Source organism: Murdochiella vaginalis (genome assembly GCF_902381775.1).
Lineage (GTDB): Bacteria > Bacillota > Clostridia > Tissierellales > Peptoniphilaceae > Murdochiella > Murdochiella vaginalis.
The window spans coordinates 866,703-891,438 of the sequence record NZ_LR698969.1 but is presented as its reverse complement, the minus strand read 5'-3'; the positions used below and the strand labels follow the sequence as shown (position 1 = coordinate 891,438).

38 protein-coding genes and 1 pseudogene are annotated in these 24,736 nt (G+C 51.8%); all 39 read right to left on the bottom strand.

Annotated features, from left to right (window positions below; genetic code table 11):
• Nucleotides 1-35 precede the first annotated feature (35 nt).
• Nucleotides 36-1,067 carry a tryptophan--tRNA ligase gene (gene trpS, locus FXY30_RS03915; protein ID WP_071705404.1) on the bottom strand — a complete coding sequence of 344 codons (1,032 nt, stop codon included), beginning with the start codon at nucleotides 1,065-1,067 and terminating at the stop codon, nucleotides 36-38.
• Between the two features lie 105 nt (nucleotides 1,068-1,172).
• Nucleotides 1,173-2,978: an SH3 domain-containing C40 family peptidase gene (locus FXY30_RS03910; RefSeq protein ID WP_071705403.1), complete on the bottom strand. Its 1,806-nt coding sequence runs from the start codon at nucleotides 2,976-2,978 to the stop codon at nucleotides 1,173-1,175.
• A 148-nt stretch (nucleotides 2,979-3,126) separates the two neighbouring features.
• On the bottom strand, nucleotides 3,127-3,873 hold the full coding sequence (gene truA, locus FXY30_RS03905) for a tRNA pseudouridine(38-40) synthase TruA (RefSeq protein ID WP_071705402.1): 747 nt from the start codon (nucleotides 3,871-3,873) through the stop codon (nucleotides 3,127-3,129).
• 15 nt (nucleotides 3,874-3,888) lie between these two features.
• Nucleotides 3,889-4,680, bottom strand: a complete 792-nt coding sequence (locus FXY30_RS03900) for an energy-coupling factor transporter transmembrane component T family protein (RefSeq protein ID WP_071705401.1) — start codon at nucleotides 4,678-4,680, stop codon at nucleotides 3,889-3,891.
• Nucleotide 4,681: 1 nt separating this feature from the next.
• Nucleotides 4,682-5,545, bottom strand: coding sequence for an energy-coupling factor transporter ATPase (locus tag FXY30_RS03895; RefSeq protein WP_071705400.1), 864 nt, complete (start codon nucleotides 5,543-5,545; stop codon nucleotides 4,682-4,684).
• A complete protein-coding gene (locus tag FXY30_RS03890; protein WP_071705399.1) occupies nucleotides 5,542-6,564 on the bottom strand; it encodes an energy-coupling factor transporter ATPase in 1,023 nt (340 codons plus the stop codon). Before FXY30_RS03890 ends, FXY30_RS03895 begins: the two co-directional genes overlap by 4 nt.
• Before the next feature lie 21 nt (nucleotides 6,565-6,585).
• On the bottom strand, nucleotides 6,586-8,088 hold the full coding sequence (locus tag FXY30_RS03885; protein ID WP_071705398.1) for a L,D-transpeptidase family protein: 1,503 nt from the start codon (nucleotides 8,086-8,088) through the stop codon (nucleotides 6,586-6,588).
• Nucleotides 8,089-8,102: 14 nt separating this feature from the next.
• On the bottom strand, nucleotides 8,103-9,257 hold the full coding sequence (locus FXY30_RS03880) for a cation diffusion facilitator family transporter (protein WP_071705397.1): 1,155 nt from the start codon (nucleotides 9,255-9,257) through the stop codon (nucleotides 8,103-8,105).
• 29 nt (nucleotides 9,258-9,286) lie between these two features.
• Nucleotides 9,287-10,201, bottom strand: coding sequence for an aldose epimerase family protein (locus FXY30_RS03875; RefSeq protein ID WP_071705396.1), 915 nt, complete (start codon nucleotides 10,199-10,201; stop codon nucleotides 9,287-9,289).
• Nucleotides 10,202-10,625: 424 nt separating this feature from the next.
• Nucleotides 10,626-10,964 (bottom strand): annotated as a pseudogene (gene rplQ, locus FXY30_RS07665) (50S ribosomal protein L17); the annotation flags it as partial.
• Nucleotides 10,965-10,980: 16 nt separating this feature from the next.
• Nucleotides 10,981-11,937, bottom strand: a complete 957-nt coding sequence (locus tag FXY30_RS03865) for a DNA-directed RNA polymerase subunit alpha (protein WP_071705395.1) — start codon at nucleotides 11,935-11,937, stop codon at nucleotides 10,981-10,983.
• A 60-nt stretch (nucleotides 11,938-11,997) separates the two neighbouring features.
• Entirely contained in the window at nucleotides 11,998-12,585 is a 588-nt protein-coding gene (gene rpsD, locus FXY30_RS03860; RefSeq protein WP_071705394.1) for a 30S ribosomal protein S4, read from the bottom strand.
• An 11-nt stretch (nucleotides 12,586-12,596) separates the two neighbouring features.
• Complete coding sequence (gene rpsK / locus FXY30_RS03855) at nucleotides 12,597-12,998, bottom strand: 30S ribosomal protein S11 (RefSeq protein ID WP_071705393.1); 402 nt, start codon at nucleotides 12,996-12,998, stop codon at nucleotides 12,597-12,599.
• An 11-nt stretch (nucleotides 12,999-13,009) separates the two neighbouring features.
• Complete coding sequence (rpsM, locus tag FXY30_RS03850; protein ID WP_071705392.1) at nucleotides 13,010-13,354, bottom strand: 30S ribosomal protein S13; 345 nt, start codon at nucleotides 13,352-13,354, stop codon at nucleotides 13,010-13,012.
• A 12-nt stretch (nucleotides 13,355-13,366) separates the two neighbouring features.
• Nucleotides 13,367-13,480, bottom strand: a complete 114-nt coding sequence (gene rpmJ, locus FXY30_RS03845; protein WP_019190256.1) for a 50S ribosomal protein L36 — start codon at nucleotides 13,478-13,480, stop codon at nucleotides 13,367-13,369.
• Nucleotides 13,481-13,489: 9 nt separating this feature from the next.
• Nucleotides 13,490-13,708, bottom strand: coding sequence for a translation initiation factor IF-1 (gene infA / locus FXY30_RS03840; protein ID WP_019190257.1), 219 nt, complete (start codon nucleotides 13,706-13,708; stop codon nucleotides 13,490-13,492).
• Nucleotides 13,708-14,019: a KOW domain-containing RNA-binding protein gene (locus FXY30_RS03835; protein ID WP_083428183.1), complete on the bottom strand. Its 312-nt coding sequence runs from the start codon at nucleotides 14,017-14,019 to the stop codon at nucleotides 13,708-13,710. The genes infA and FXY30_RS03835 overlap by 1 nt, the downstream gene beginning before the upstream one ends.
• Complete coding sequence (locus FXY30_RS03830) at nucleotides 14,016-14,657, bottom strand: adenylate kinase (RefSeq protein ID WP_071705391.1); 642 nt, start codon at nucleotides 14,655-14,657, stop codon at nucleotides 14,016-14,018. Before FXY30_RS03830 ends, FXY30_RS03835 begins: the two co-directional genes overlap by 4 nt.
• Nucleotides 14,658-14,672: 15 nt before the next feature.
• Nucleotides 14,673-15,950: a preprotein translocase subunit SecY gene (secY, locus tag FXY30_RS03825; protein ID WP_071705390.1), complete on the bottom strand. Its 1,278-nt coding sequence runs from the start codon at nucleotides 15,948-15,950 to the stop codon at nucleotides 14,673-14,675.
• The gene (rplO, locus tag FXY30_RS03820; protein ID WP_071705389.1) at nucleotides 15,950-16,399 is read right to left on the bottom strand and encodes a 50S ribosomal protein L15; all 450 of its coding nucleotides are present in this window, start codon (nucleotides 16,397-16,399) and stop codon (nucleotides 15,950-15,952) included. Before rplO ends, secY begins: the two co-directional genes overlap by 1 nt.
• 10 nt (nucleotides 16,400-16,409) lie before the next feature.
• Nucleotides 16,410-16,592 carry a 50S ribosomal protein L30 gene (gene rpmD / locus FXY30_RS03815; protein WP_071705388.1) on the bottom strand — a complete coding sequence of 61 codons (183 nt, stop codon included), beginning with the start codon at nucleotides 16,590-16,592 and terminating at the stop codon, nucleotides 16,410-16,412.
• Nucleotides 16,593-16,602: 10 nt separating this feature from the next.
• Nucleotides 16,603-17,100, bottom strand: coding sequence for a 30S ribosomal protein S5 (rpsE, locus tag FXY30_RS03810; protein ID WP_071705387.1), 498 nt, complete (start codon nucleotides 17,098-17,100; stop codon nucleotides 16,603-16,605).
• Between the two features lie 16 nt (nucleotides 17,101-17,116).
• Nucleotides 17,117-17,473 (bottom strand): 50S ribosomal protein L18, encoded by a 357-nt coding sequence (rplR, locus tag FXY30_RS03805; protein ID WP_071705386.1) that lies wholly within the window; start codon nucleotides 17,471-17,473, stop codon nucleotides 17,117-17,119.
• A 12-nt stretch (nucleotides 17,474-17,485) separates the two neighbouring features.
• Complete coding sequence (gene rplF / locus FXY30_RS03800; RefSeq protein WP_071705385.1) at nucleotides 17,486-18,025, bottom strand: 50S ribosomal protein L6; 540 nt, start codon at nucleotides 18,023-18,025, stop codon at nucleotides 17,486-17,488.
• A gap of 12 nt (nucleotides 18,026-18,037) precedes the next feature.
• The gene (rpsH, locus tag FXY30_RS03795; protein WP_071705384.1) at nucleotides 18,038-18,430 is read right to left on the bottom strand and encodes a 30S ribosomal protein S8; all 393 of its coding nucleotides are present in this window, start codon (nucleotides 18,428-18,430) and stop codon (nucleotides 18,038-18,040) included.
• 20 nt (nucleotides 18,431-18,450) lie between these two features.
• Nucleotides 18,451-18,636, bottom strand: coding sequence for a type Z 30S ribosomal protein S14 (locus FXY30_RS03790; protein ID WP_071705383.1), 186 nt, complete (start codon nucleotides 18,634-18,636; stop codon nucleotides 18,451-18,453).
• Between the two features lie 11 nt (nucleotides 18,637-18,647).
• Nucleotides 18,648-19,190, bottom strand: a complete 543-nt coding sequence (gene rplE, locus FXY30_RS03785; RefSeq protein WP_071705382.1) for a 50S ribosomal protein L5 — start codon at nucleotides 19,188-19,190, stop codon at nucleotides 18,648-18,650.
• 11 nt (nucleotides 19,191-19,201) lie between these two features.
• Entirely contained in the window at nucleotides 19,202-19,513 is a 312-nt protein-coding gene (rplX, locus tag FXY30_RS03780; RefSeq protein ID WP_071705381.1) for a 50S ribosomal protein L24, read from the bottom strand.
• Between the two features lie 10 nt (nucleotides 19,514-19,523).
• Nucleotides 19,524-19,892: a 50S ribosomal protein L14 gene (rplN, locus tag FXY30_RS03775; RefSeq protein ID WP_071705380.1), complete on the bottom strand. Its 369-nt coding sequence runs from the start codon at nucleotides 19,890-19,892 to the stop codon at nucleotides 19,524-19,526.
• Between the two features lie 14 nt (nucleotides 19,893-19,906).
• Nucleotides 19,907-20,167 carry a 30S ribosomal protein S17 gene (gene rpsQ, locus FXY30_RS03770; protein ID WP_071705379.1) on the bottom strand — a complete coding sequence of 87 codons (261 nt, stop codon included), beginning with the start codon at nucleotides 20,165-20,167 and terminating at the stop codon, nucleotides 19,907-19,909.
• 3 nt (nucleotides 20,168-20,170) lie between these two features.
• On the bottom strand, nucleotides 20,171-20,377 hold the full coding sequence (gene rpmC, locus FXY30_RS03765; RefSeq protein WP_071705378.1) for a 50S ribosomal protein L29: 207 nt from the start codon (nucleotides 20,375-20,377) through the stop codon (nucleotides 20,171-20,173).
• Nucleotides 20,377-20,808: a 50S ribosomal protein L16 gene (rplP, locus tag FXY30_RS03760; RefSeq protein ID WP_071705377.1), complete on the bottom strand. Its 432-nt coding sequence runs from the start codon at nucleotides 20,806-20,808 to the stop codon at nucleotides 20,377-20,379. The genes rpmC and rplP overlap by 1 nt, the downstream gene beginning before the upstream one ends.
• A 22-nt stretch (nucleotides 20,809-20,830) precedes the next feature.
• A complete protein-coding gene (gene rpsC, locus FXY30_RS03755; protein ID WP_071705376.1) occupies nucleotides 20,831-21,631 on the bottom strand; it encodes a 30S ribosomal protein S3 in 801 nt (266 codons plus the stop codon).
• Nucleotides 21,631-21,978: a 50S ribosomal protein L22 gene (rplV, locus tag FXY30_RS03750; RefSeq protein ID WP_071705375.1), complete on the bottom strand. Its 348-nt coding sequence runs from the start codon at nucleotides 21,976-21,978 to the stop codon at nucleotides 21,631-21,633. Before rplV ends, rpsC begins: the two co-directional genes overlap by 1 nt.
• 10 nt (nucleotides 21,979-21,988) lie before the next feature.
• Nucleotides 21,989-22,273 (bottom strand): 30S ribosomal protein S19, encoded by a 285-nt coding sequence (gene rpsS, locus FXY30_RS03745; protein ID WP_071705374.1) that lies wholly within the window; start codon nucleotides 22,271-22,273, stop codon nucleotides 21,989-21,991.
• Between the two features lie 12 nt (nucleotides 22,274-22,285).
• Nucleotides 22,286-23,113 (bottom strand): 50S ribosomal protein L2, encoded by an 828-nt coding sequence (gene rplB, locus FXY30_RS03740; protein ID WP_071705373.1) that lies wholly within the window; start codon nucleotides 23,111-23,113, stop codon nucleotides 22,286-22,288.
• A gap of 15 nt (nucleotides 23,114-23,128) precedes the next feature.
• A complete protein-coding gene (gene rplW / locus FXY30_RS03735; RefSeq protein ID WP_071705372.1) occupies nucleotides 23,129-23,422 on the bottom strand; it encodes a 50S ribosomal protein L23 in 294 nt (97 codons plus the stop codon).
• Complete coding sequence (rplD, locus tag FXY30_RS03730) at nucleotides 23,422-24,045, bottom strand: 50S ribosomal protein L4 (protein ID WP_071705371.1); 624 nt, start codon at nucleotides 24,043-24,045, stop codon at nucleotides 23,422-23,424. The genes rplW and rplD overlap by 1 nt, the downstream gene beginning before the upstream one ends.
• Nucleotides 24,046-24,056: 11 nt before the next feature.
• Nucleotides 24,057-24,692 (bottom strand): 50S ribosomal protein L3, encoded by a 636-nt coding sequence (gene rplC / locus FXY30_RS03725; protein WP_071705370.1) that lies wholly within the window; start codon nucleotides 24,690-24,692, stop codon nucleotides 24,057-24,059.
• Nucleotides 24,693-24,736: the final 44 nt, after the last annotated feature.

Genomic DNA, 24,736 nt, shown 5'->3' with positions numbered 1-24,736 from the left:
CGTGGCACCTCCCTTTTTATTGCTTTTTATATCTCTTACAGCAGCCCCACTTTTCGATACACCTTGGAGAGCGTTCGACGGGCCACGCGTTGCGCGGCCAACGCGCCATCATGGCTGATCTCCTCTAACTCTTTTTTATCCTCCATCAAGGATAGGAAACGCGTGCGAATGGGATCCATTACACCCACTACCAGGTCCGCTAAGGCTCTCTTAAAAGACGCATAATCGCTGTCATGGAAACGTTCCACCACTTCATTCGGCGTGCATTCCGCATAGGCCGCATAGAGATTGATAAGATTCATCAATCCCGCCTGCTCCGGACGATAGCAGAAATGCGCTTCGGAATCCGTCACCGCCCGAGCGATTTTACGGCGAATGGCCGCCGGATCGTCTTTCATTAAAATATAGGCATTTTCATCCGGATCGGATTTGCTCATCTTCGAATACGGATCCTTCAGGCTCATGATGCGCGTTGCATTTTCATCGCTCAAGGGCTCCGGCACAGTGAAGGTCGGTGAGTAGCGAGAGTTAAAACGCTCCGCCAAGTCGCGCGTAAATTCCAAATGCTGCTTCTGATCCGCCCCCACCGGTACGACATGACTCTGATAGAGAAGGATATCTGCGGCCATCAGCACCGGATACGTGAGCAGTGCCGCATTGAGGTTGTCGGCGTGTTTTTGGGCCTTATCCTTAAATTGCGTCATGCGCTGCAATTGACCGATGGAGCTGATGGAATTAAGCACCCAGGCCAGCTCCGCATGTTCCGGCACCTGCGATTGGATGAACAGTGTCGCTTTCGCCGGATCTACACCACTGGCCACAATGTAGGCGATGACCTCCAAGGAACGACGCCGCAGGTCTGCCGCCACCTGTGTGACGGTAATGGCATGTAAATTGGCGACGCCAAAAATGCAATCATATTCATCCTGCATGCGGACAAAATTTTTAATCGCTCCCAAATAGTTACCGATGGTTAAATCGCCGGAAGGCTGAATCAAACTGAATGCTACTTTTCTTTCTGCCCGTTCTCCCTGCGGAAAAGAGCTTTTTCTATCTTTTTCGTTCATCCTATCCTCCTTGCGTATGGATAATACCCGAAATTTCGAAAGTCATAAGAAAAGCGCTGTACCGAAGTACAGCGCTGTTATTACTGAAACTTCATCTACGGGAAATCAGTTGACCAGACGACGCGCGCCCATAAAGCGGTTCCGATACCAATTGTCGTAGATGTTGGAAAGGATGACGCCGACGCGCGGTGACGAAGCATGAACCATCATGCCGTCGCCAACATAAATGCCGACGTGACTGATCTCACCGGTTCCATCCGTTGTGAAGAAGACGAGATCGCCCGGCTGGAGGTTCTCCCTCGATACGGAATAACCATAATTGGCTTGGCGCATAGCCGAATGCGGCAGGGATATGCCGATGTTGCTATAGGCTCTCATGACCAAGCCGGAACAATCATACGCTCCCGGGCCGCTGGCGCAATATACATAGGGCTTACCGACCTGCGCGCGTGCAAATTCAGCGATGGAAGAATAGCTTCCGCTTTCCTCCTTTTCGTCCGGTTGCTTCGGATTCTCTTCCGCCGGCTTGGGTTCCGGTACCGCGATCTTTTCATCTGCTAATAATACCGAAGAAATATAGGCTTCCTGTCCGTCATAGTCAAACTTGACCCAACCATCGGATTCGACGCCTTCTACATAGCGATTGACGCCGAACGTGGTAAGGATTTCGTAGTTCGTGCCCGGTCCCTTACGAACATTGGCGGCAACACGCACGTAACCTGCCCGTTCTTTGGGCTTCTTGGCCTCTTCTTCCTGACGCGCCTTTTCTGCGCTTTTTGGCGTGTTCTCCGGCGAAATGGTGATCTTTGCGCTACCGATCAGATTCGCATAGACATAACCCGTCTGACCGTAAAAATCAAAGCGAATCCAGTCGCCTTCGCGGGTTCCTTCAATAGCCGAGTTCGCATACAAGGAACCGATTACGGGCGATTTTAAGTCCGCCTGGGAACGCACGTTGATGACATCGCAATTCACGTACCCGGAAACGGCTGCTTGTTCCTGCTTCTCTTGCTCTTCTTTCCTTGCCTTTTCTTCTGCCGCTTTTTGTTCCGCCTCGCGCTGTTCCTGCTCCGCTTTCTCGGAAGATGCTTTGGCTTCTTCCTCTTTTTCTTTCGCGATACGCTCTTCTTCGGCTTGCTTTTCCGCGGCGATACGCGCTTCTTCTGCCTTCTTTTCGGCAGCAATACGATTTGCTTCTTCTTGCGCTTCCGCTTGTTCTTCGGTCACCGGCTGGACAAAGTGGCGGTTAACATAACCAACCAGGGCGCCGGAGCTTTCTACAGCGATCCAGTCGCTGTCAATGGAACCGCGAACCACTTCGCCACGCAGAAAGAGCGTAACAACATCCGCATTGAGCGTCGGCTTCTGACGCACATTCAGCGCATCCGTAATGACCACGCCCAGATACGGCTTACTGGTCTCCGGTGAAAACTCCGGATTCTGCTCATTTTGCTCTTCCGGAATGGTTTTTGCGATTTCTTCTTCTGTAAAGACGCGTTCTTCTTTCTTCTCGGTACTGCTTTCCGCTTTAGGCTTCACTTCGAGGAAGGAAAGACGATCACCGGCCTGTGTGGTATCTTTGGAAGGTTGGTTCTTTTCCGCAGGCTTCGTGCGTGCCTCTTCGTCTACCGCTTCTTCGGACGGCTTATCGGTCGAAATACGGTATTCCACCTTCTGTACCGGATCAAAAACCTTGTCGGCAACAGCCTCTTTCGACTGCTGGTCCGTCGTACTTACGGCATCGGAGGAGCTGGCCTGGTCCATGACTTTCAGCGACTCTTTATACTGCGCTTCGAGATTCTTCGTCACATAGTCCGCATTTGACGCATCAATATTCATGAACTGTGTTGCGGCAATAACACCGGCAACGCCTGCTACACCGACGATTGCACCTACTCGTTTCTTGTCCACGTCATCCTCCTTATATGTAAACTGCCTATGGCGAGTTAAATGGCTATTTGCTACAGTCATCGTAACGGGATTGCAACGTTTTGTCAATAGTTATTACAAAAATATTACAGGCAACAAATGACCGACTTTCAACAAGTAGAACATTTTCCTACCGAGGTTTTTTTATGTAGCGGACGGATTCCAATACCAGCCCCTGCGCATCGGCACAAAAGCCGAAGGATTCGTCGTAATGGGACAAGAGAGCATCCTGCATCTTTTGCAGCGTCAGCGCGCCTCTTCCGACGAGCAGGCTTGCCCCCACCATCCTTCGAACCTGGTATTGTAAGAAGCTTTCTGCGGAAAATCGGAAACAGTAACGATTGCCGCTTTTGGTCACTTCCGCATGAAGCACTTTTCGATAGGCATTTCGATATGGTGCAGCGGAAGAAAAAGCGGAAAAATCGTGTTCTCCTTCAAAACACTGCACTGCAGCCTGCATACGTTCATAATCCAGCGGAAAGGTATACAAAAAAATGTTCCGCCTTTCGGTGGGCAATAAAAGAGCCGCATTCTCCACCGTGAATCGATATGTCGTCACATGGGGAGAAAAGCGCGCATGAAACGTCGGTGCCATTTTTTGCGCCGACAAGAGCAGCACATCCTCCGGCAATCGATTTTGAATCGCATGAAAAAAAGCTTCCTCCGGCCAATCGAGAGAGGTCAAAAAATTCACGGCTTGCTCTTCGGCATGTACACCACGATCGGTGCGCCCCGCAGCCAGAAGGCGTGTCGATCGCAAGGTGACCGCCTCCACCGCCTCCCGTAATATGCCGGCAACCGTACGTTTTCCGATCTGTTCCTGATAGCCGGAGAAATCTGTGCCGTCATAGGCTATGCGTAAGAGGATGTTTTGCATGACCTCCCCCTTCGATCAAAAGAAAATACTGATGGCAATAAATATGCCGAAGCACAATACAAAGACGATCCCGTCCCGGGTAGTCATCTTCAATGGATTCAATCGCGTGCGAATGTTACTTCCGGTGTAACAACGCGCCTCCATCGCAATGCCCAGCTCATCCGCACGATTGATGGCATTGAGAAACAACGGGACGAAAAGCGGTATCATGGCTTTCGCACGCTGCAGAATATTACCGGACTCAAAATCGGCGCCACGCGCTTTCTGCGCTTTCATGATTTTATTTGTTTCGTCAAAAAGCGTGGGGATAAAGCGCAGTGCGATGGAAATCATCATTGCGATGACATGCGATGGAAAGCCCGTCCAGTCCAGCGGCTTCAACAGCCAGGCAATGGCGTCCGTAAGCTCCAGTGGGCTCGTTGTAAGCGTCAGAAGACTCGTGCCCATCACCAGCAGCATCAGGCGAATCGCGATAAAGGTGGCTCGAACAAGGCCTTCCTCACTGATCGAAAGCGGTCCGAAGGTCCAAATCGTTTTTCCCGGTGTAAAGGCGACATTGATCACAAAGGTGAAAACCAAAATCAGAAAGATCGGTTTCAGTCCCTTCCATAACCGCCCCATGGGCACTTCTGCCAGGAAAGTCACCAGAACGATCAAAGCGAAGTACAGGGCATAGCCCGTAAAAGTTTCTACCAAGAAGGCGGTAACCATAAAAATGAGTATGAGAACCAGCTTCACACGCGGATCCAGCCGATGGATGGAGGAATCACCGGGCATATATTGACCAATGGTAATCTGATTGCCCATGCTACGCCTCCTTTCCCTGCAGGAATGCGGAAAGCGCCGCCACCGCTTCGTCTACGGTAATGGCTGAAGAATCCACATCCAGCCCTTCTTCTTTCAGGCGCTGCATCAGCTGCGTCACCTGCGGCACGGACAGACCAATGGCCTCCAGCTCCGCACGCCGCGCAAAGACAGCATGCGGCGTACCGTCCATGACCAGCTTTCCCTGGTCCACAACGATGATGCGCTTGGCGTGTTCCGCAATATCTTCCATGGAATGCGTGACCAAGATAATGGTCATCTCCGGATTCTCCTCATACAGACGATGAATGGTCGAAAGAATCTCATCGCGTCCATGCGGATCCAAGCCGGCCGTCGGTTCATCCAAAATGAGATAGGAGGGACGAAGGGCCATAACGCCGGCGATGGCCACACGACGCTTTTGTCCTCCGGAAACCTCAAAAGGCGATTCCTTACCGATGGTATCGGCATCAAGACCAACCGCCTGCAGCGCCCAGCGCACACGCGCATCAATTTCTTCGGGCGGTAGTTTCAGATTTTTCGGACCATAGGCCACATCCTGATAGATCGTTTCTTCGAACAGCTGATCTTCGGGATACTGAAACACCAATCCCACACGCTGACGCAAGGTGGTCAGCGAAGCCTTGGAATCGCCGGTGGTAATGCCGTCCACGGTTAAGGATCCTTCCTGCGGAATATTCAACCCGTTCATATGCTGCACCAAAGTGGATTTTCCGGAGCCCGTATGCCCGATGATGCCGACATATTCATGTCGATCAATGGTCATGGTGATATCATCCAGCGCTTTTACTTCATCCTTTTGACCGCGATTGTAATAAAAAGAAAGGTGATCAAAAATCATGCTCATTGCACACCCTCCTCTCCGTTTGCTGAGAAGGTCGAGGTGGAAGAATCCTCTTGGGGGCCGATGACCTTTTGCGCGGTGGCTTCTTCTGTTTTTCTTTGGTTAGCCACCAGCGTCTGCACCAGCTCCTCAATGCGCAGACAATCCGAGGGCACGTCAAATCCCGCTTTCCGTAGCCGGTACCCGACCTCGGTCACCTGCGGAACATCCAATTCCAAACGACGCATGGTCTCCACATCGGAAAACACCTCGCGCGGCGTTCCCTCCAAGACAATCTCCCCTTCGGACAGCACAACAATGCGATCCGCTTCGACCGCTTCTTCCATATTGTGCGTAATGAGAATAATCGTTTTATGCTGTTCCCGATGGAGCATATGGATCGTATCCATGATTTCCCGGCGGCCCACCGGATCCAGCATGGCGGTCGGTTCATCCAAGATAATGCATTCGGGAAGCATCGCTAAAACGCCGGCAATCGCCACGCGCTGCTTTTGTCCACCGGAAAGCTTGTACGGTTCACGACGCTTATAGGGCATCATCCCCGTTGCTTCTAATGCGGCATCCACGCGACGGCGCAGCTCTGGATTCGGTATGCCCAGATTCTCCGGGCCGAACGCGACATCCTCTTCCACGATGGAGGCTACAATCTGATTATCCGGATTTTGAAAGACCATCCCACACTGGGAGCGAATAGACCAGACTTTTTCTTGTCTTCTCGTGTTCATGCCCAGTATCGTAATCTCGCCTTCCTCCGGTAACATCTGGGCATTGAGTAAGCGGGCAAGCGTCGATTTACCAGATCCATTATGGCCGAGCAGTGCGATGAATTCCCCTTTTTTTACGTGCAGATTAATGGCATCCAAAGTAGGCGCTTCCCGTCCGTTATCCTCGTATTGGGGATAGCGAAACGTGACGTCGTCTACGGCAATGACCGCTTTCTCCCGTGTGGAATGCGGCGATTTTTTCGATTCGGTCGTCTCTTCGGCTTGTGCCTCTTCAAGCAACCGGTTCGCTGTTGTCATGCATTTCTCCTGTCTTCTATCTTAGAAGCTGTGATCCGCCGGCGAGTAGTTCGTCGAGCTTTCGTATATTACCACCGGCGTACCGTTTGTAAAGTTGTCATATATGGTCTTGGCGGTTTCCAAATTCAAATTAATACATCCATTCGATCCGGAATAAATATAATACTGCCCGCCAAAAGCCGTTACCCAGGATGCATCGTGCATACCTACGCCACCATAATTGATAGGCATCCAATAGTCGACTTTGGAATTATACGGCGTACCGTCTTTGAATTGTCCTTGCAGCTGTCTCCCCTTTTCCCGACTCCAGATCATGTGTACGCCTCGCGGCGTTTCGTTGAAGTGATTCACTTTTCCGGTGCGAATATCACTATCGATAAGCAAATTTCCATCCCGATACGCCCAAAGATGTTGACGGGAGAGATCAATCTCAATGTACGTATTGCCGATGTCATTTTCCGTTCCGCGCGCAAGGCCGGTGTGATTATAGACCGGTTTGGCATCCGGTACCGTCTCGCCTTTTGCGAGCATTTCTTTTATGCTTGCAACCGTCTTCTTCACATTGATTTGCCAGCCGTAAATGCCCGGCGGAACGGTCACCGTTCCCGCACCGGTGGATTCAAATTGCCGTGAGGTTCCGTAAGTGTCCGTTTCTTTGGCCATCTTGACAACAAAGGATTGAATGCTGGAATCCGGCAAGGTGTATTCTCCTGCGGCATCACGTTCGAGAAGCGGAAAAATCTCCTGTGGACCGAAGACATAGGTTTTATCGCCCAAAACATAGGTAATGGTGGTGGCCAAAAGTTTTTCGACCTTTTCCTTATCGGCCGCTAATCGGGGATCGTCTTTCGTCACCTTCGGTTTTTCATATGCGTCCTCCACATGCACTGTCTCCTCCTTGCCGGAGATGGTCTGAAAGATGATGGCCTTTAAAGCGTCCATATCTACGCGCTTGCCCGGTTCTTCCGGCTTGATGCGTACGACGTCTCCCGACGCTTCGAGGGTAGCATCCTTTGGTGGCTCTCCATCCGGATCGAATCCGGCTTCTTTGAGCAGGTAGACTAAGCGCTCTTCATCGTATTCGACATTATATCCGGCAAGAGAATAATCGTGCGCTAAAAAGTATTCCAGCGGCCACTTCCAAGAAGAGGGCTGACGGAAGGTTCCGTCCTGCCGCTGATAGCGCAGATGTATACTCTGGGGATCCAAAGTGATTTCCGCATCGCGACCGACGTAATGATGCGCGTTTCCTTCGGGTAGGATATCTGTTAAAGCGGATACGGGGCGGCGGCCCACAAAATAGCCATTTACACTGGTCTTAGGATAGCTGTAGCGCGAGAAATAAAATACGCCGAGAAGATAGGCTACTGCCAAAAGAAAGAAAAGCCCAGCAAAAACACGCCACTTCCGCCTTCCCGACGGATACGGTTCATCGTTCATCGAATCGTTCTCTTTATAAGCAGCCGCAGAAACTCCGGAAGGAGGAGCTGATGTTGCGGCGCTCTTTTTCTCTCTATCGTCCATATCTTCTCCTTTCGTTACTCTCTATGCATTACAAGATCCCGGTCGATCGTAATGAGCACCTCATCGTCCGGATAGTGTGTGTGTACGCGTTGTTCCAATGCCTGTTTCAATTCTTCGGTATGAATTGCTTTATCCCAGGGAATCAGCACATCAAAAAGGATGTTCCTTCCCTTCGATTGCGTAATCAGTCGGAAATCATGGATGGTAAAGCGCGGATCTTGTTCCTTCACCCACTCCGTGATCCGTCTTTCCATGGCAACCACTTCCTTTGTGCGCGGCTGCAAGGGATCCATATGAATCGTGATTTCAACCTGATACGTTTCCGCAATGCTGCGTTCAATGCGGTCCACCAATTCATGACTTTCCATCGCGCTTTTTCGGCCATCCACTTCTACATGAACCGTAACAAAACGGCTTCCCGGACCGTAATCATGGATAATCATATCATGAATGCCCAACACACCGGGAAAAGCGAGTAAGGATTTGGTGAGGGCCGACACAAGCTTGCCATCCAGTGCTTTCCCCAGCAGAGCATCGTAATTCGTGCGCAAAATATCAACGCCGTTTTTGCCGATGAGAATCGCCACCACCACCGTGAACGGTCCGTCCAGCGGAATGCCGATAATCGGCGACAAGATAAGGGCGAGGAGAATTGCCGACGTGGCAAGTATATCGGATTTGGCATCGGCCGCCGTCGCCAAAAACACGTTTGAAGATAGTTTCTTCCCCCAACGCGTATACAGGATTGCCATGATCACCTTGACGGCAATCGACAGCAGAAGAAGGCTCATCTGTAAAACGGAAAAATGTACGTCGACCGGCGTCATGGTATGCTTGATGCCTTCCCAGAACAGGCTCACTGCAACGTACAGAATCATTATGGCGATGAAAAAAGAGCCCATGTACTCCACCCGTGCGTGGCCGAAGGGATGTTCACGATCCTCCGGTTTTCCGGCAAGATAGAAGGAAAACAACGAAACAAACGCCGACAGCGCATCGAAGAGATTGTTGATGCCGTCACCGAAGATGGACAAGGCGCCGCTGAGAAGGCCGATCAGGATTTTTGTTGCGGCAAGAGAAGCATTCGCTACAATGCCCAACACGCTGCCCTTTCGTCCCGCGCTTTGGCGACTTTCTTTGCTGATTCGTTTCTCCTGTTGATCCTGCATAGTATTCCTCATTATTTGAGAGAGCGCGACTATTGCACCTCTTCTATGGTTATTTGCACCTGCCAAAAAATCTCCGCACCCGGAGCGATGCGCCCCACTTTGTCATTGGCAATGGCACGATCCAATCGGTCATAAAAACCGTTGGTGGGCTCTAAAGCAATGCAACGCGAGCCGGGGCTTCCCCCCGTATTAATCCACCCGCCAAGGTATGGAAACTGTTCTGCATCCCATTGCAGTGTTGTTCGCATGTGTTGGGAAGGATAAAAAATGGACGCTTTTCCTGTGGGAACCGGATCTGTTAAATAGAATTTATAGGCCTCTTGCTGTGGTACTTCGGAAAGCTTTCGCGGGTCAAAGGAAAACGGCTCTTCGCCATGAGCATTGAACAGCGTATACGGCTCCGGCCAAGAAAGGATCGCATCCGGTTCATAATGGCAGAGGCCGTGCAAAGCCCAAAGCCAAGGACGCTCGTCGATGGATTCATTCAGAAGACGATACGAAAGAAAAAGGGTGCTTCCTTCCAAACGAACATGCCGCTCAAAATAGAGGGGTATCGAAGACAGCCGAAAGAAAGCTTTGACAGAGCACACAGATCGATCTTCCTCAAACACATTCCACGGTCGGCTCCAAGCATCGCCATGGTCGGCAAAGCGCCCCAGTTTTTCAACTCTGCAAGCGTCAATCGTCGGAATGCAATCATCTATGCCGGACAAATCGAACTGATCAAAGGGAGCGCCGGGATAGGCACGAGCATAGAGCTTCGCCTGCTCTGTCGCGGTCTCATGCCCCAGCGGCCGAGCAAGTGCTTCAAACTGATTGGCCTTATAAATAATGGAAGCAATCTTACAGCCGATTTCGGGCAGCAGTATGACGCGTAAACGGTCGGATTCGAGACATACGACATGCAAGTCTTCGCGACTGCTGGGCATTTTTTCCGTAAGCATCTTCCCTTTTCCTCCTCTTGCGTTCCATCACGCTTTTGGCTTTTCCATGAAAATTTTTAGCACCTTTATGATAGAAAAGGGCAAGGAGGCTGTCAAGAAGCAAGCGACCTTCGTCCCTCGGCTTTGGGCAAGAGGAAAAATCAAACAAAAGAAACGGCGCGGAACGATATCGTTCCGCGCCGACAAGCTGTAGAGAGGAATAAAATTACGCCTCGGTGTCTTCTTTTGTTTCCGCTTTTTCTTCCTCAGCTGTTTCCTGTTCTTCGGAAGCTTCTTTCGGCTCTTCTGCTTTCGCTTCTTCGCCGGTTTCTTCTGCAGTGGATACTTCGCTTTCGCTCGGCTCAGCCGTCGGTTCGACTTTTTTTGTCTCTTTTACGGCCGCTTTTTCCGTGCTCTTCTTGGTCTTTTTTGTTGCCGTTTCGGTGACAAGCTCCAGAATCGCCATGTCCGCCGAATCGCCGCGACGCATGCCGACTTTCAGCACACGCGTATAGCCGCCGTTGCGATTTTTCATGGACGGAGCAATTTCCTCAACCACTTTGCGGGCCACCTCATTGCTGTACAATTCTGAAGAAATCGCACGATTTCCGGCTAATGTACCCTTTTTGCCTTCGGTAATCAGCTTGTCCGCCATCCTCTGTGCTTCTTTGGCGCGGGTGACGGTGGTCGTAATCCGACCGTTCAGGAAAAGGGATGAGACCAGATTGCGCAGCATGGCTGTGCGATGATCGGTTCTTCTTCCCAGTTTTCGTAAGTTCGCCAATGTCTCCTCCTTAATGTTACTCTTGTGAATGATTGAGTTCCAGGCCGAAGGATTGCACTTTTTCTTCTACCTCGGCATAGGACTTCTTGCCAAAATTGCGAATCTTAGCCAGCTCGTTTGCGGAAATGCGAACAATGTCACCCAGCGTATGAATATCCGAACGCTTCAGGCAATTATAGCTGCGCAGTGTAAGATCCAGATCTTCAATGGGCTTCTGTAAAAGCGCATCTTCTTCCGCATGCGTTTCCAAAGCCTCATCCTTTTCTTCCATGACAAACGCGGGCAGCTCCGTAAACAGGCGCAAGTGATCCATAAGAATCGTTGCTCCTTGTGAAATGGCTTCCTGCGGCGTTACCGTGCCGTCGGTCCATACTTCGAGGATGAGCTTGTCATAGTCGGTGATCTGCTGTACACGCGTATTCTGCACCTCGAAATTGACTTTCTTCACTGGTGTGAAGGAGGAATCAATCGCGATGGTGCCGATCGGATCATCCGCATCTTTGTTCTGGTCAGCGAGCGCGTACCCTTCGCCGTCGATGACGGTCAATTCCATATGAATTTTGCCGTCCGTATTCAACGTGCAGAGATAATGATCGTCATTGACAATCTCCACCTCAGTGCTCTCTTGAATATCACGAGCCGTTACGATCTTCGGCCCTTCCACATCCAGGCGCAATGTGACTTCTTCTCCATGCCCCTGTAAACGGCGCACGGCAAGTCCCTTCATGTTCAGGACGATTTCCGGCACATCTTCCAGAACGCCGGGAATGGTCGTAAATTCATGCGGAACCCCTTCATCAAACTTGATGTTGGATACCGCTGTACCCGGCAGCGAAGAGAGTAACACACGGCGAAGCGAATTGCCGATTGTGGTCCCGTATCCGCGCTCTAACGGAGACATACTAAAGCGTCCATAGTTCTTGTGTTCATCCAATTCCAGGATTTCAACTTTTGTATTGAGTCGATCTACCACGGATCAGCCTCCCCTTCTGTTCTGTCGAACTCGATTTCCATGTCGCGCTGCGGGGCGGAATTACTTCGAGTACAACTCGACAATCTGTGTCTCTTCAATCGGATAATCGATGTTGTCACGCATCGGCTCGGAGAGAATACGACCCTGCAATTTTTCTTCGTCCACCGAAACCCAAGGCATCTGGTTCCAGATGTTCTCTTCGGTGCTCTTGAAAAATGCATTCTTACGTGAACGCTCACGAACGCTGATGACGTCGCCAACTTCCAGCGTCATGGAAGGCACAGTCGCCTTGTGGCCGTTCAGATCAAAATGACCATGAACAATCAACTGACGTGCCTGTGCACGCGTCGAAGCAAAGCCCATGCGATACACGACGTTATCGAAGCGAAGCTCCAATAACTTCAAAAGGTTCCAGCCGGCCTGTCCGCTCATGCGAGTAGCACGACCAAACAGGTTACGAAATGCTTTTTCTGAGACGCCGTAAATGAATTTCGCTTTTTGCTTTTCGCGAAGCTGCATACCGTAGTCGCTCAACTTGCGTGTGTTGCGCTTCGGATTGCGGCGGCTTTTCTTATCGATGCCGACGACCTGGGGCTCAATTCCCAAGGCACGGCAACGTTTTAAAATCGGTCCGGTATATCTTGCCATGATTGCCTCCGTTAAACTCTTCTTCTCTTCGGCGGTCTGCAGCCGTTGTGCGGAATGGGCGTAACATCTTTAATCAGCGTCACGCTAAGTCCCGCCGTCTCCAATGCACGAATGGCGGATTCACGACCTGAGCCCGGTCCTTTTACATACACTTCAACGGTCTTAAGGCCCTGTTCCATCGCTTTTTGTGCTGCTTCTTCCGCACACTGCTGCGCCGCATACGGCGTCGATTTACGCGAACCGCGGAAACCCAGCTGTCCGGAGGAAGCCCATGAAATCACGTTTCCATTTAAATCGGAAAGGGTCACGATCGTATTGTTGAAGGTCGAGATGATATGAGCCTGACCGTTCGTAATATTCTTTTTTACGCGGCGTTTCCCGCCACGTCTGGTGACTTTCTTTTGCGCTACCATAACATCCCCCCTTATCTCTTATGACCCTTACGTGTACGGGCATTGTTTTTCGTGTTCTGCCCGCGAACCGGAAGGTTGCGACGATGACGGTTGCCACGATAACTGTTGATTTCACGGAGACGTTTAATGTTCATGGAAACGTCACGGCGAAGGTCGCCTTCCACGTGATACTCCGCAATTTGTTCACGAATGCGCTGTACTTCCGATTCGGAAAGATCGCGCACGCGCGTGTCCGGATTCACATCCGCATTTTTCAAAACTTCATTGGAACGTGAACGACCGATGCCGTAAATATACGTTAAACCGATCTCTACACGCTTTTCTTTGGGTAGATCCACCCCGGAAATTCGAGCCAAAGTCGCACCTCCTTAGCCTTGACGCTGTTTGTGCTTCGGGTTTTCACAGATCACCATCACGCGACCCTTGCGCTTGATGATCTTGCATTTATCACACATCTTTCTTACTGATGGTCTGACTTTCATTGCTTCCTCCTATTTCTTTCTCCACGTGATACGTCCCTTGGTTAAATCATAGGGAGACAGCTCCACGGTCACGCGATCCCCTTCCAGAATGCGAATGTAATTCATGCGTAGTTTTCCGGAAATATGGGCCATGACATCATGTCCGTTCTCCAGCTCGACGATGAAGATGGCGTTTGGAAGTCGCTCTTTGACGACGCCTTCGACTTCAATCACGTCTTTTGATGACATCAGCTTTCCTCCTTCGTTTGTGCCTCCCGATAGGGAGCCAACCATTTGCGGATGGTAGCGTCGTCCAACGCCGCATCCCCTTTCATCGTCTGTAAATCGGACACGATGGCCCGATAGGGCTGTAAATGAATGACGCGCTTTTTCTTGGGATGAGCGAGCGTTCTCGTTCGCCCGTCCACCACGTGAACATGTTTCGCATCACAACGATCCAGTACGAGAAAGACCTTGCCCTTGTCGTGTCCGGCCTTCGATCGCACAACCTGACCGGGAACGTAAGGACACGGCTGATCCATATTCGCTTCTAACGTCATACCGTTAACGCCTCTTCAATGGCGTGAAAAACCGATTCTACCGGCTGATCGCCGTTGATATGAACGAGAATCCCTTCCTTGTCGTAATATGCGACAAGCGGTTCCGTTTGTTTTCGGTAGACAGCAATGCGATTTTGCACCGTCTCTTCGGTGTCGTCCGTACGCTGAATAAGGCTCGTGCCGCATACATCGCAGATTCCCTCTTTTTGGGGCGGTTGATCCGTAATGTGGAAGGAGGCGCCGCATTGCGGACAGGTTCTTCTGCCCGCCAGCCGCTTGACCAGCACCTTTTCCTCGACTTCGATGGAGATGACGGCGTCCAATGGACATGCCCGTTTCGCGAGACCGGCTTTTAAAGCGTCCGCCTGTTCCAGCGTACGCGGAAAGCCGTCCAGCAAAAAGCCCTTATCGCCCTCGCGATCCAAGCGGTCCCAGAGCATCGCGATGGTCAGCTCATCCGGTACCAATTGGCCGGAGGAAAGATAGCTTTCCACCTTTTTGCCCAACTCGGTTTGGTTCTTGATGTTTGCACGGAAGATGTCGCCCGTGGAGATATGCGACAGATGATAGCGTTCTTCCAGCATTTTTGCCTGTGTGCCCTTTCCGGCTCCCGGAGGGCCAAGTAATACGAGCCTCATCGTAGCCTTCCTTTCTTATCGCTTTAAGAAGCCGCGATAATGACGCATTTGTAACTGCGCTTCCAACGTGCGCACCATTTCCAGCACGACACCGACCACAATGATGATGGACGTTCCGCCGAATCCCAGACTCACGGAGAATACTTTGTTCACCAGACCCGGAATGACCGAAAGAACCGCCAACACGATAGCGCCAACCAGTGTAATGCGTCCGACAATGCGCTGCAGATAATCCGTCGTCGGTTTTCCCGGTCGGATGCCCGGCAAAAATCCGCCGGATTGCTGCAGATTGCGCGAGTACTCATAAGCATTAAACTGGATGGAGTTGTAAAAATAGGCGAATAGGATGATCAGCAGCACCTGGAACGCATGCTGCACGATGAATCCGATCCATCCCTGCGGTGTCAAATACTGTGCAACAAAGCGCTGTACACCGCCGCCGAAAAGTAAAGCCAACGTCTGCGGGATGGCCAGCAAAGCGGATGCGAAAATAATGGGCATCACGCCTGCCATGTTGACTTTGATGGGAATGTGCGTCGCCTGACCGCCATACATCTTGCGGCCGACCACGCGCTTGGCATATTGCACCGGTACCTTACGCTCCCCTTCATTGAGCAACACCACAACGACCGTGATCGCAATCGTGATGGCAATGATGAGCAGCAGAACCAGAGGATTCATTTGTCCATGAAGAACGGCTTGAATCATGGCATACAGTCTTCCCGGCATCTGCACAACGATGCCTAAGAAAATGATGAAGGAAACGCCGTTTCCGACCCCATGTTCTGTAATCAGGTCACCGATCCACACCACGAAGGATGCACCGGCAACCATGACAAGAACCGCAATTGCCTTTTCCAAGGCGCCGCCATTGCCGAAGGCGCCAGAGAAAATGCCCTGTACCAATGCGAACGCCTGCACAACTGCCAAGGCAACGCCCAGATACTTCGTATACTGCTGGATCTTTTTGCGGCCTTCCTCACCCTCTTTGGAAATTTCTTCCAGCTGCGGAATAGCGAATGTCAACAGCTGAATAACAATGGAAGACGTAATATAGGGGCCGACGCCCAAAGCCAAAACACTCAAGTTCGCCAATCCGCCACCACTGATCATATTCATGATGCCGAGAAGGCTTCCCTCCACCGAATTATAAATCTGGTTGATGAGCTGCAAGTTGGCAAACGGAATAGGCAGTGCATTGCCGAGTCTAAGAATGATCAGCATCAACACCGTAAAGATGATGCGCTTTTTCGTCTGTTCCGTTGCCCACGCATTCTTGAGTGTCGAAAGCATCAGATCACCTCAGCCTTTCCACCGGCTGCCTGAATTTTTTCTTCAGCAGATTTGGAAAATTTCGTGGCTTGCACGGTGAGCTTTTTATCCAATTCGCCATTGCCGAGAACCTTTAATCCGTCCACCAGCTCATTTTGGCGAATAATACCTGCTTCGACAAGAGTCTGTGCCGTAATCACGGCACCCTCTTCAAAGCCGTTCAGATCGTCTAAATTGACCACCGCGTACTGCTTGGAAAACGGATTGTGGAATCCGCGTTTTGGCAGCGTACGGAACAACGGCATCTGACCGCCCTCGAAGCCCGGACGAACACCGCCGCCGGTTCGCGAATTCTGTCCGTCGCGGCCGCGCCCGGCAAATTTTCCCCAACCGGAGGAATGACCACGGCCGACGCGCTTACGCTCTTTGGTTTCGCCGCCACGTGCAGGCTTTAATTCATGTAATTTCATGATCAACCTCCTATTGTACTTCCTCGACATCAAGCATGAAATCAATCTTACGGATCGCACCGCGAACGGACGGAGTATCCTCATGCTCAACCGTGTGCCCGACTTTCGTCAAGCCCAGCGCTTTCGCCGTTTTAATCTGTTTATCCTGGCGGCCGATGAAGCTTTTCTTTAATGTAATTCGTAACATACTCATGCTCGGCCTCCTACTTCAGAATTTCTTCTACGCTCTTGCCGCGTAGACGAGCAACCTGATCCGCCGTTCTCATAGTGAGTAGGCCGTTCATGGTAGCATTGACAATGCTGCGCGCATTGGAAGAGCCCAACGACTTCGCGCGAATATCGGTAATGCCCGCCATTTCACAAACCGCACGCACCGGACCGCCGGCGATGATACCGGTACCTTCTTTTGCCGGCATCAACAGAACGCGTCCTGCACCGTCACGACCGATAATCGTATGCGGAATGGTGGTTCCGACCAGCGGAACATTCACCATAGAACGCTTGGCTTCTTCGGAACCTTTACGGATGGCGTCAGGAACTTCCAGCGACTTGCCCGTTCCAATACCGACACGGCCTTTTTTATCGCCAACAACAACGATGGCGGAAAAACGGCCCGTGCGTCCACCCTTGGCCGTCTTGGAGACGCGGTTAATCGAGACGACTTTTTCTTCAAGCTCTTGCTTGTTGTCTTCTTTATACATGATTCCTCCTCCCCGGTTACAGCTTGAGGCCGGCTTCACGAGCGCCTTCGGCGACCGCCTTCACCTTGCCATGATAGATGTAGCCGGAGCGGTCGAAGACGACCGTCTCGATGCCCTTTTCCAGAGCCTTCTTTCCAACCGCTTCGCCCACCGCCTTGGCGGACTCCACTGTGGAACCTTTGACTTCTACATCTTTGTCGAGCGTCGATGCCGAAACAAGCGTTACGCCGGCTTCATCATCGATAATCTGCGCATACATGTTCATATTGCTCTTGTAGACGTTCAGGCGCGGACGATCCGCAGTGCCCGAAATCTTTTTGCGAACACGGGCATGACGCGCCAACCGATTTGCATTTTTTGTAGACTGTGCCATCTAAGCGCCTCCTTACTTGCCTGTTTTACCTTCTTTGCGACGTACCTGTTCTCCTTCGTAAAGAATACCCTTGCCCTTATACGGTTCCGGCAAGCGCCATTTACGAATGTTGGCCGCATAGTTTCCAACTTGCTGTTTATCCGCGCCCTTCACGATGATCGTACGATCATCCGGCACTTCGGTCGTGATTCCATCCGGATCCTGCATCTGAACCGGATGCGAGAAGCCGAGGTTCATGACCAGCATTTTGCCCTGCTTCTGTGCGCGGTAACCGCTGCCTTCAATGTGCATCTTTTTCGTATAACCGTTGGTTACGCCTTCGAGCATATTGGCAATCAGTGTACGATAAAGACCGTGCAGCGAGCGAGTTTTCTTTTCATCATCCGGACGAACCACATGCATCACCTTGCCATCCTGCTCAATTTTAAACGCAGAGGGAATCTGTTGCGCAAGTTCGCCGTTGGGGCCTTTGACCTTAACCGTGTTGGTGTTGTCGACTGAAACGTCCACTTTCTCGGGGATGTCAATCGGCTTCAATCCAATTCTTGACATAATTACCTCCCCTTACCAAATGTAGCAGATCACTTCGCCGCCGACACCTTGTTCACGTGCCTGCTTGTCGGTCAAAACGCCGCGGGAAGTCGAGAGAATCGCCATGCCCAGACCGTCCAATACGCGAGGAACCTCGTTAGCGCGTACATAGACGCGACGACCGGGTTTGGAAATGCGCTTGAGGCCGGAGAGGACGCGCTGATCATCCACGTATTTTAAATCGATGGTGATCATGCCCTGTTTGTTATCTTCCACGACGTTGAATCCTTTGATGTAGCCTTCGTCCAAAAGAATCTGTGCCAGATTCTTCTTCATGTTGGATGCCGGAACTACGACGGATTCGTGTTTTTTCATATTGCCATTGCGGATGCGCGTGAGCATATCCGCGATCGGATCTGTCATCATGTTTCTACCTCCTCCTCAGCTTACCAGCTGGCCTTTTTCACGCCGGGGATTTCCCCGCGATAAGCCAGTTCGCGGAAGCAGATGCGGCAAATACCGTACTTCTTGAGAACAGCGTGCGGACGGCCACAGATGCTGCAGCGAGTATAGGCGCGCGTCGAGAACTTCGGTTTTCTCTGCTGTTTCGCAATCAATGATTTTTTTGCCATTTCTCCTCCTCTTACTTTGCGAACGGCATGCCCATGTGGCTGAGGAACGATTTGGCTTCCTCATCCGTCTGAGCGGATGTGACAATGATAATGTCCATACCGTGAATCGTGTCCACATCGTCATAATTGATTTCCGGGAAGATCAGCTGTTCTTTCACGCCCATAGCGTAGTTGCCACGGCCGTCAAACGACGTAGCGGAAACGCCACGGAAGTCGCGAACACGCGGAAGCGCGATCGCAATCAGCTTTTCAAGGAAATCATACATTTTCTTATGGCGAAGGGTGACTTTGGTCGCAATGGCCTGTCCTTCCCTCAGTTTGAAGTTCGCCACCGAGCGCTTAGCTTTGACGATCACCGGCTTTTGACCCGTGATGACCTGCAATTCATGCGCTGCCGATTCCAACACCTTCGGGTTGTCCTTTGCTTCGCCCATGGAGCAGTTGATGACGATTTTCTCCAGCTTCGGCACCTGCATGATGTTGTCGTAGGAGAATTCCTTCATTAAAGCGGGCACGACCTCATTTTTATAGAGTGTATATAAAGTATTGTCCATGGTCGTCCCCCTTACTGATCAAAACGGGTGTCGCTCTTCGTGGAAACACGAACTTTTTTCCCGTCCTTGATTTCTGTGTGTGTGCGCACGCCGCGTTTTGCCGCTTCATCATAAAGCAGCACATTCGAGGCATGAATGGGGCCTTCGCGATGGAGGATTCCACCCGGCTCTTGCATGCTGCGCGGTTTTTTGTGCTTCACCTGCATATTGACGTCCTTAACGATGACCCGGTTCGCTTTCGGAAAAACCTGTAATACCTCACCGACTTTTCCTTTATATTTGCCGGAGATCACCTGGACCTGATCACCTTTTTTAATGTGCATAGTCCACTCCTTACAGTACTTCCGGTGCGAGCGAAATGATCTTCATGTAGCCATTCTGACGAAGCTCGCGCGTAACCGGCCCGAAGATACGTGTGCCCACCGGGTTTTTATCATCTTTGACAATGACCGCCGCGTTATCGTCGAAGCGGATCACACTGCCGTCCGGACGCGAAACACCGTCTTTGCTGCGAACAACAACAGCGGTGACAACGTCGCCCTTCTTCACCGTGCCGCCTGGCGTCGCATTTTTGACCGTGCAGCGAATTTGATCGCCGATATGCGCGTATTTACGACCGGTACTGCCGATGACGTGAATGACCAAGAGTTCTTTTGCGCCGGAGTTGTCGGCGACTTTCAAACGACTTTCATTCTGTAACATTGAAGCCCCCTCTCTTACTTCGCTTCTTCGAGGATTTCAACGAGGCGATATCGTTTTGTCTTCGACAGTGGACGCGTCTGCATTACCAGAACGCGGTCGCCGATTTTCGCCTGATTATTCTCGTCATGCGCTTTAATACGGATCGTGCGTTTCATCATCTTGTGGTATTCGGGATGCTTGACCAATGTCGAGATTTCCACCACGATCGTCTTATCCATACTGTTGGAGACGACCATACCGATCTTCTGTGGACGTTTCGATGTACGATTTTCCATCGGTTACGCCTCCTTTCTTGCCGCAATGGCACGTTCCTGTTGAATCGTGCGTACACGCGCGATATCTTTCTTTACCGTTCCGATAGCGTTGGGATTCTCCAGCTGGCCGGCTGCAATCTGGAAGCGAAGGTTGAACAACTCCTGCTTCAGATCCTGCAACTTCTGGCTGAGATCCTGATCGGAGAGATTGCGAATTTCCGTAGCTTTCATTATTCTTCACCTTCCTGTCCCGCTTGTTCACGCACGACGAACTTGGTCTTCATCGGCAACTTCGCAGCAGCAAGACGCATCGCTTCTTTTGCCACATCGTGCGGCACGCCCGACATCTCAAACAGCACGCGACCGGGTTTGATAACAGCGACCCAATACTCCGGAGCACCTTTACCGGAACCCATACGGACTTCGGCAGGTTTTTTGGAAACCGGTTTATCCGGGAAAACTTTAATCCAGACGTTTCCGCCACGCTTGATGTAGCGCGTCATGGCACGTCGAGCCGCTTCAATTTGATTGGCCGTCATCCATGCCGGTTCAACAGCCTGCAGGCCATATTCTCCGTATGTGACGGTATTTCCACGCAGTGCCATCCCCTTCATTCGACCACGGTGGACGCGACGGCGTTTAACTCTTTTTGGCATTAACATAGTGCTACCTCCTCACCCGGTCTTATTGCTCGCGCTGGGGACGCTCGCCACGACCATTTCCTTCGCGGCGGTTTCCGCGACGCTCTCCGCCACGACGATTGTCACGGCGATCCTGGCGATTGTCATCCCGACGATCGCGGCGTCCACGACGCGGCTCACGGCGCGGCGGCTTCGGCATCTCCGCCTCTTTCATGCCCGGAAGCACTTCGCCGATGTAAATCCATACCTTGATGCCCACGGCACCTGCCGTTGTGCGGGCCACTGCCTGTCCGTAACGGATGTCGGCACGCAGCGTTTGCAGGGGAATGGTTCCCTCGGAATAATGCTCGGTACGGGCCATATCGGCGCCGCCCAAACGACCGGCAGCCAATGTTTTAATTCCCTTGGCACCGGCACGCATGCTGCGCTGAATTGCCTGCTTCATCGCACGACGGAAGGTCACGCGGTTTTCCAGGTCAGCGGCGATGCGCTCTGCCTGCAGCTGTGCATCTAAATCCGGATTGCGAATTTCTTCGACATTGATGAGAACCGTCTTCTTGGTCAGTTTTTCCATGCGCTTCTTGAGCTCTTCCACCGCCGTACCGCCTTTACCGATGACAATGCCCGGCTTTGCGGTGTTGATGGTGACGCGTACACGACCCATGGTGCGTTCGATTTTTATATCGGAGATGCCAGCCTCGAACAACTCTTTCTTGACCATCTTGCGGATCTCATGATCCTCTTTAATCAACTTCGGAAACTGTGCGCTGCCGGCAAACCAATTGGAATCCCAATCCTTGATGACGCCGACGCGCATTCCCTTCGGATGTACCTTTTGACCCATTAGCGCTCTTCCTCCTCTTTTTCACTGACCACAACGCCGATGTGCGACGTTCTCTTGAGAATCGGATATGCTGCACCTTTCGCTTTCGGATGCCAACGCTTCATGGTCGGGCCGTCATTGGCCCATGCCTGACGAACCACCAGCCCTTCGCGATCCAGGCTCAGGTTGTTTTCCGCATTGGCAATGGCCGAACGCAGAACTTTTTCCAGCACTTCCGCGCCTTTTTTCGGGGTGAAATGCAGAATGGTCAGCGCTTCATCCACTTGTTTGCCGCGAATCTCTTTGCAGATGTAGTTCACCTTGCGGGGAGAGACGCGAACATATTTTGCTTCTGCTCTTGCTTCCATGTCCTACCTCCTAGCGTACGCCACTCTGCTTATCCGCTTTCCCGGCATGTCCTCTGAATGTACGGGTGGGGACAAACTCGCCGAGTTTATGTCCGACCATATCTTCTGTGATATAGATGGGTACGTGTTTTCTTCCATCGTGCACAGCGATCGTGTGGCCCACAAATTGCGGGAAGATCGTCGAGCGACGGGACCACGTCTTGATCACCATTTTCTTATTGGATTCATTAAGAGCCTCCACCTTTTTCATCAGGTGGTCATCTACAAAAGGCCCTTTCTTCAAAGATCTGCTCATGCCATCCTCCTGTTACTTCGTGCGACGGCGAACAATCATCTTGTCGGATTGTTTCGCTGTGCGGGTCTTCACGCCACGTGATTTTTTGCCCCACGGGGTCATCGGTGCCGGACGGCCTACCGGAGCGCGTCCCTCACCACCGCCGTGCGGATGGTCTACCGGGTTCATCGCCGAACCGCGAACATGAGGCTTGCGGCCGAGATAGCGTTTTTTACCGGCTTTACCAAGACGTACCAGGCCGTGATCCGGGTTCCCGACCGCGCCGATCGTCGCTTTGCAGTCCAGCGAAATCAAGCGATACTCGCCGGAGGGCATGCGAAGCTGTGCATACTTGCCTTCCTTCGCCATTAACTGAGCTTCGGCACCGGCCGTACGAACCAGCTGTGCACCTTTGCCCGGCTTCATCTCGATATTGTGAATCGTCTGGCCAACCGGGATGAAACGAAGCGGTAAAGCATTGCCGACCGTAATATCCACGTTATCGCCGGATTCCACGTGCTGACCGACTTGCAGTCCGCGCGGTGCTAAAATGTAGCGCTTTTCACCGTCGGCATAGACCAAGAGCGCAATGTTGGCGGAACGGTTCGGATCGTATTCGATCGACGAAACGGTCGCCGGGATGTTGTCCTTGTTGCGCTTAAAGTCGATGATGCGATAACGGCGCTTTGCGCCGCCTCCACGGAAACGCAGCGTTGTGCGCCCGTTATTCGTGCGCCCGCCCGAACGCTTCAGGTTGACCGTCAGCGATTTTTCCGGGGTGGATTTCGTAATTTCCTCAAAGGTCAGTACGCGCATAACGCGACGGCCTGCCGAGGTTGGTTTATATCTTCTGATTCCCATTGCATCCCTCCTCGATTACATTCCTTCGAAGAACTCGATTTCCTTCGAGTCTTCCGTGAGGGTGACGATGGCTTTTTTCCAATCGGAGCTCTTCGTCTTGTGGTTCCCCACGCGCTTGGTTTTGCCTTTCATGGTAATCGTGTTGACACGCTTAACCGTGACGCCATCAAAGGCTTCTTCGACAGCATGGCGAATTTCCGCTTTGTTGCTCTTAGCATCGACGCGGAAGGTGTATTTATGTTCCGCCATATCCGCCATGGATTTCTCCGTGATGACCGGAGCGATGATGATATCAAATGGAGTTTTCATTATTGAAAGACCTCCTCTGCCTTTTTCACGGCATCTTTCGTCATGATCAGCGAGTTGAAACGCATGAGATCGTAAACGTTGATGCTGTCCACCTCAACGGTTTCCACCGTCGGGATGTTGCGGAAAGAGCGGATCAACTGCTCATCCGCCTCATGAACAACGATGTAGGCTTTTTTGTCGGCATGGATCGCTTGAAGTACCGCTGCGGCCTGTTTCGTACTGAACGCATCCAGCTTTAGAGCATCCAACACGATGAGCTCGTCTGCACGAACCTTGGCTGTCAATACCGATTTCAGCGCTATGCGACGAATCTTCTTCGGCGTCGTATAACGATAGCTGCGCGGTTTGACGGCGAAGACCATGCCGCCGCCACGCCAGTTCGGCTGGGTTCTCGAGCCGGCACGGGCACGTCCGGTTCCCTTTTGGCGATATGGCTTGCGGCCACCGCCACGAACTTCGGCGCGCGTTTTGGCCGACTGTGTTCCCTGGCGTCTGTTCGCCAGCAAATTCTTCACGACGGTGTAGACGGTATGCTCGTTGACGTCAACATCAAACAGCTCCGGAGCCAGCTCCAGTTCGCCGACGACTTCACCGGTCTGCTTTACTACATTCACTTTTGGCATTTCCGTCCTCCTTACTTGGTCCGGGCTTTCTTGGCCGCACGAATTGTGACCAGACTGCCCTTGGGGCCAGGCAGTGCACCTTTGATGAGGATCATGTTGTTTTCCTCGTCAACGCGCACTACAGTCAAATTCTGTACCGTTACCCGATCATGTCCCATTTTTCCGGATCCCTTTGTTCCCGGGAAAACACGCGCCGGATACGATCCAGCCGCACGTGCTCCGCCAACGCGGTGGGACTTGGAGCCGTGTCCCATCGGGCCGCGACCATAATTCCAGCGGCGGATGGCGCCTTGTGTGCCCTTCCCTTTGGATGTGCCGATCACATCGACCACATCACCGGCTGCGAACAGGGAAACGGTAATTTCCTGACCCGGTTCGAATGTTTCGCCCTCGTCTACGCGAATTTCGCGCAGCGTCTTTTTATAGGCGACATTCGCTTTATGAAAATGTCCCTTCAGCGGCTTCGTAAGATGCTTTTCTTTCTCTTCGCCGTAGCCGACCTGAATGGCGTTGTAGCCATCTTTTTCCGTCGTTTTGACCTGGGTTACCACCAGGGGTCCGGCCTGCACGACCGTCACCGGCGTGACAATGCCGTCTTCGTCGAAGATCTGGGTCATCCCGATCTTCTTGCCCAATATACTCTTCACGAGTTCCTCCTTTACAGCGGATCGCTTTCGCGATCATTCTAATG

Excerpts from the sequence above, each read along its gene's own strand:
- FXY30_RS03900 (WP_071705401.1), bottom strand. The coding sequence starts at position 4,680 with ATGGGCAATCAGATTACCATTGGTCAATATATGCCCGGTGATTCCTCC.
- infA (WP_019190257.1), bottom strand. The coding sequence starts at position 13,708 with ATGTCATCAAAAGACGTGATTGAAGTCGAAGGCGTCGTCAAAGAGCGA.
- rpmC (WP_071705378.1), bottom strand. The coding sequence starts at position 20,377 with ATGAAAGCTACGGAAATTCGCAATCTCTCCGATCAGGATCTCAGCCAG.
- FXY30_RS03830 (WP_071705391.1), bottom strand. The coding sequence starts at position 14,657 with ATGAGGCTCGTATTACTTGGCCCTCCGGGAGCCGGAAAGGGCACACAG.
- rplR (WP_071705386.1), bottom strand. The coding sequence starts at position 17,473 with ATGGCACAGTCTACAAAAAATGCAAATCGGTTGGCGCGTCATGCCCGT.
- rpsE (WP_071705387.1), bottom strand. The coding sequence starts at position 17,100 with ATGTATAAAGAAGACAACAAGCAAGAGCTTGAAGAAAAAGTCGTCTCG.
- FXY30_RS03890 (WP_071705399.1), bottom strand. The coding sequence starts at position 6,564 with ATGACAACAGCGAACCGGTTGCTTGAAGAGGCACAAGCCGAAGAGACG.
- FXY30_RS03875 (WP_071705396.1), bottom strand. The coding sequence starts at position 10,201 with ATGCTTACGGAAAAAATGCCCAGCAGTCGCGAAGACTTGCATGTCGTA.
- FXY30_RS03880 (WP_071705397.1), bottom strand. The coding sequence starts at position 9,257 with ATGCAGGATCAACAGGAGAAACGAATCAGCAAAGAAAGTCGCCAAAGC.
- rplN (WP_071705380.1), bottom strand. The coding sequence starts at position 19,892 with ATGTTACAGAATGAAAGTCGTTTGAAAGTCGCCGACAACTCCGGCGCA.
- rpsK (WP_071705393.1), bottom strand. The coding sequence starts at position 12,998 with ATGGTAGCGCAAAAGAAAGTCACCAGACGTGGCGGGAAACGCCGCGTA.
- FXY30_RS03790 (WP_071705383.1), bottom strand. The coding sequence starts at position 18,636 with ATGGCAAAAAAATCATTGATTGCGAAACAGCAGAGAAAACCGAAGTTC.
- FXY30_RS03885 (WP_071705398.1), bottom strand. The coding sequence starts at position 8,088 with ATGGACGATAGAGAGAAAAAGAGCGCCGCAACATCAGCTCCTCCTTCC.
- rpmJ (WP_019190256.1), bottom strand. The coding sequence starts at position 13,480 with ATGAAAGTCAGACCATCAGTAAGAAAGATGTGTGATAAATGCAAGATC.
- rplW (WP_071705372.1), bottom strand. The coding sequence starts at position 23,422 with ATGAAAACTCCATTTGATATCATCATCGCTCCGGTCATCACGGAGAAA.
- FXY30_RS03835 (WP_083428183.1), bottom strand. The coding sequence starts at position 14,019 with ATGACGTTAGAAGCGAATATGGATCAGCCGTGTCCTTACGTTCCCGGT.
- rplV (WP_071705375.1), bottom strand. The coding sequence starts at position 21,978 with ATGGAAGCAAGAGCAGAAGCAAAATATGTTCGCGTCTCTCCCCGCAAG.
- trpS (WP_071705404.1), bottom strand. The coding sequence starts at position 1,067 with ATGAACGAAAAAGATAGAAAAAGCTCTTTTCCGCAGGGAGAACGGGCA.
- rpsD (WP_071705394.1), bottom strand. The coding sequence starts at position 12,585 with ATGGCAAGATATACCGGACCGATTTTAAAACGTTGCCGTGCCTTGGGA.
- rplO (WP_071705389.1), bottom strand. The coding sequence starts at position 16,399 with ATGAAATTACATGAATTAAAGCCTGCACGTGGCGGCGAAACCAAAGAG.
- rplB (WP_071705373.1), bottom strand. The coding sequence starts at position 23,113 with ATGGGAATCAGAAGATATAAACCAACCTCGGCAGGCCGTCGCGTTATG.
- rplD (WP_071705371.1), bottom strand. The coding sequence starts at position 24,045 with ATGCCAAAAGTGAATGTAGTAAAGCAGACCGGTGAAGTCGTCGGCGAA.
- rplF (WP_071705385.1), bottom strand. The coding sequence starts at position 18,025 with ATGTCAAGAATTGGATTGAAGCCGATTGACATCCCCGAGAAAGTGGAC.
- rplE (WP_071705382.1), bottom strand. The coding sequence starts at position 19,190 with ATGGACAATACTTTATATACACTCTATAAAAATGAGGTCGTGCCCGCT.
- secY (WP_071705390.1), bottom strand. The coding sequence starts at position 15,950 with ATGCTTTCGACACTCAAGAATGCGTGGGCAACGGAACAGACGAAAAAG.
- rpsC (WP_071705376.1), bottom strand. The coding sequence starts at position 21,631 with ATGGGTCAAAAGGTACATCCGAAGGGAATGCGCGTCGGCGTCATCAAG.
- rpsS (WP_071705374.1), bottom strand. The coding sequence starts at position 22,273 with ATGAGCAGATCTTTGAAGAAAGGGCCTTTTGTAGATGACCACCTGATG.
- truA (WP_071705402.1), bottom strand. The coding sequence starts at position 3,873 with ATGCAAAACATCCTCTTACGCATAGCCTATGACGGCACAGATTTCTCC.
- rpsQ (WP_071705379.1), bottom strand. The coding sequence starts at position 20,167 with ATGGAAAATCGTACATCGAAACGTCCACAGAAGATCGGTATGGTCGTC.
- rpmD (WP_071705388.1), bottom strand. The coding sequence starts at position 16,592 with ATGAGTATGTTACGAATTACATTAAAGAAAAGCTTCATCGGCCGCCAG.
- FXY30_RS03895 (WP_071705400.1), bottom strand. The coding sequence starts at position 5,545 with ATGAGCATGATTTTTGATCACCTTTCTTTTTATTACAATCGCGGTCAA.
- rpsH (WP_071705384.1), bottom strand. The coding sequence starts at position 18,430 with ATGATGACAGATCCGATCGCGGATATGCTCACGCGCATCCGCAATGGC.
- rplP (WP_071705377.1), bottom strand. The coding sequence starts at position 20,808 with ATGTTAATGCCAAAAAGAGTTAAACGCCGTCGCGTCCACCGTGGTCGA.
- rplX (WP_071705381.1), bottom strand. The coding sequence starts at position 19,513 with ATGCACATTAAAAAAGGTGATCAGGTCCAGGTGATCTCCGGCAAATAT.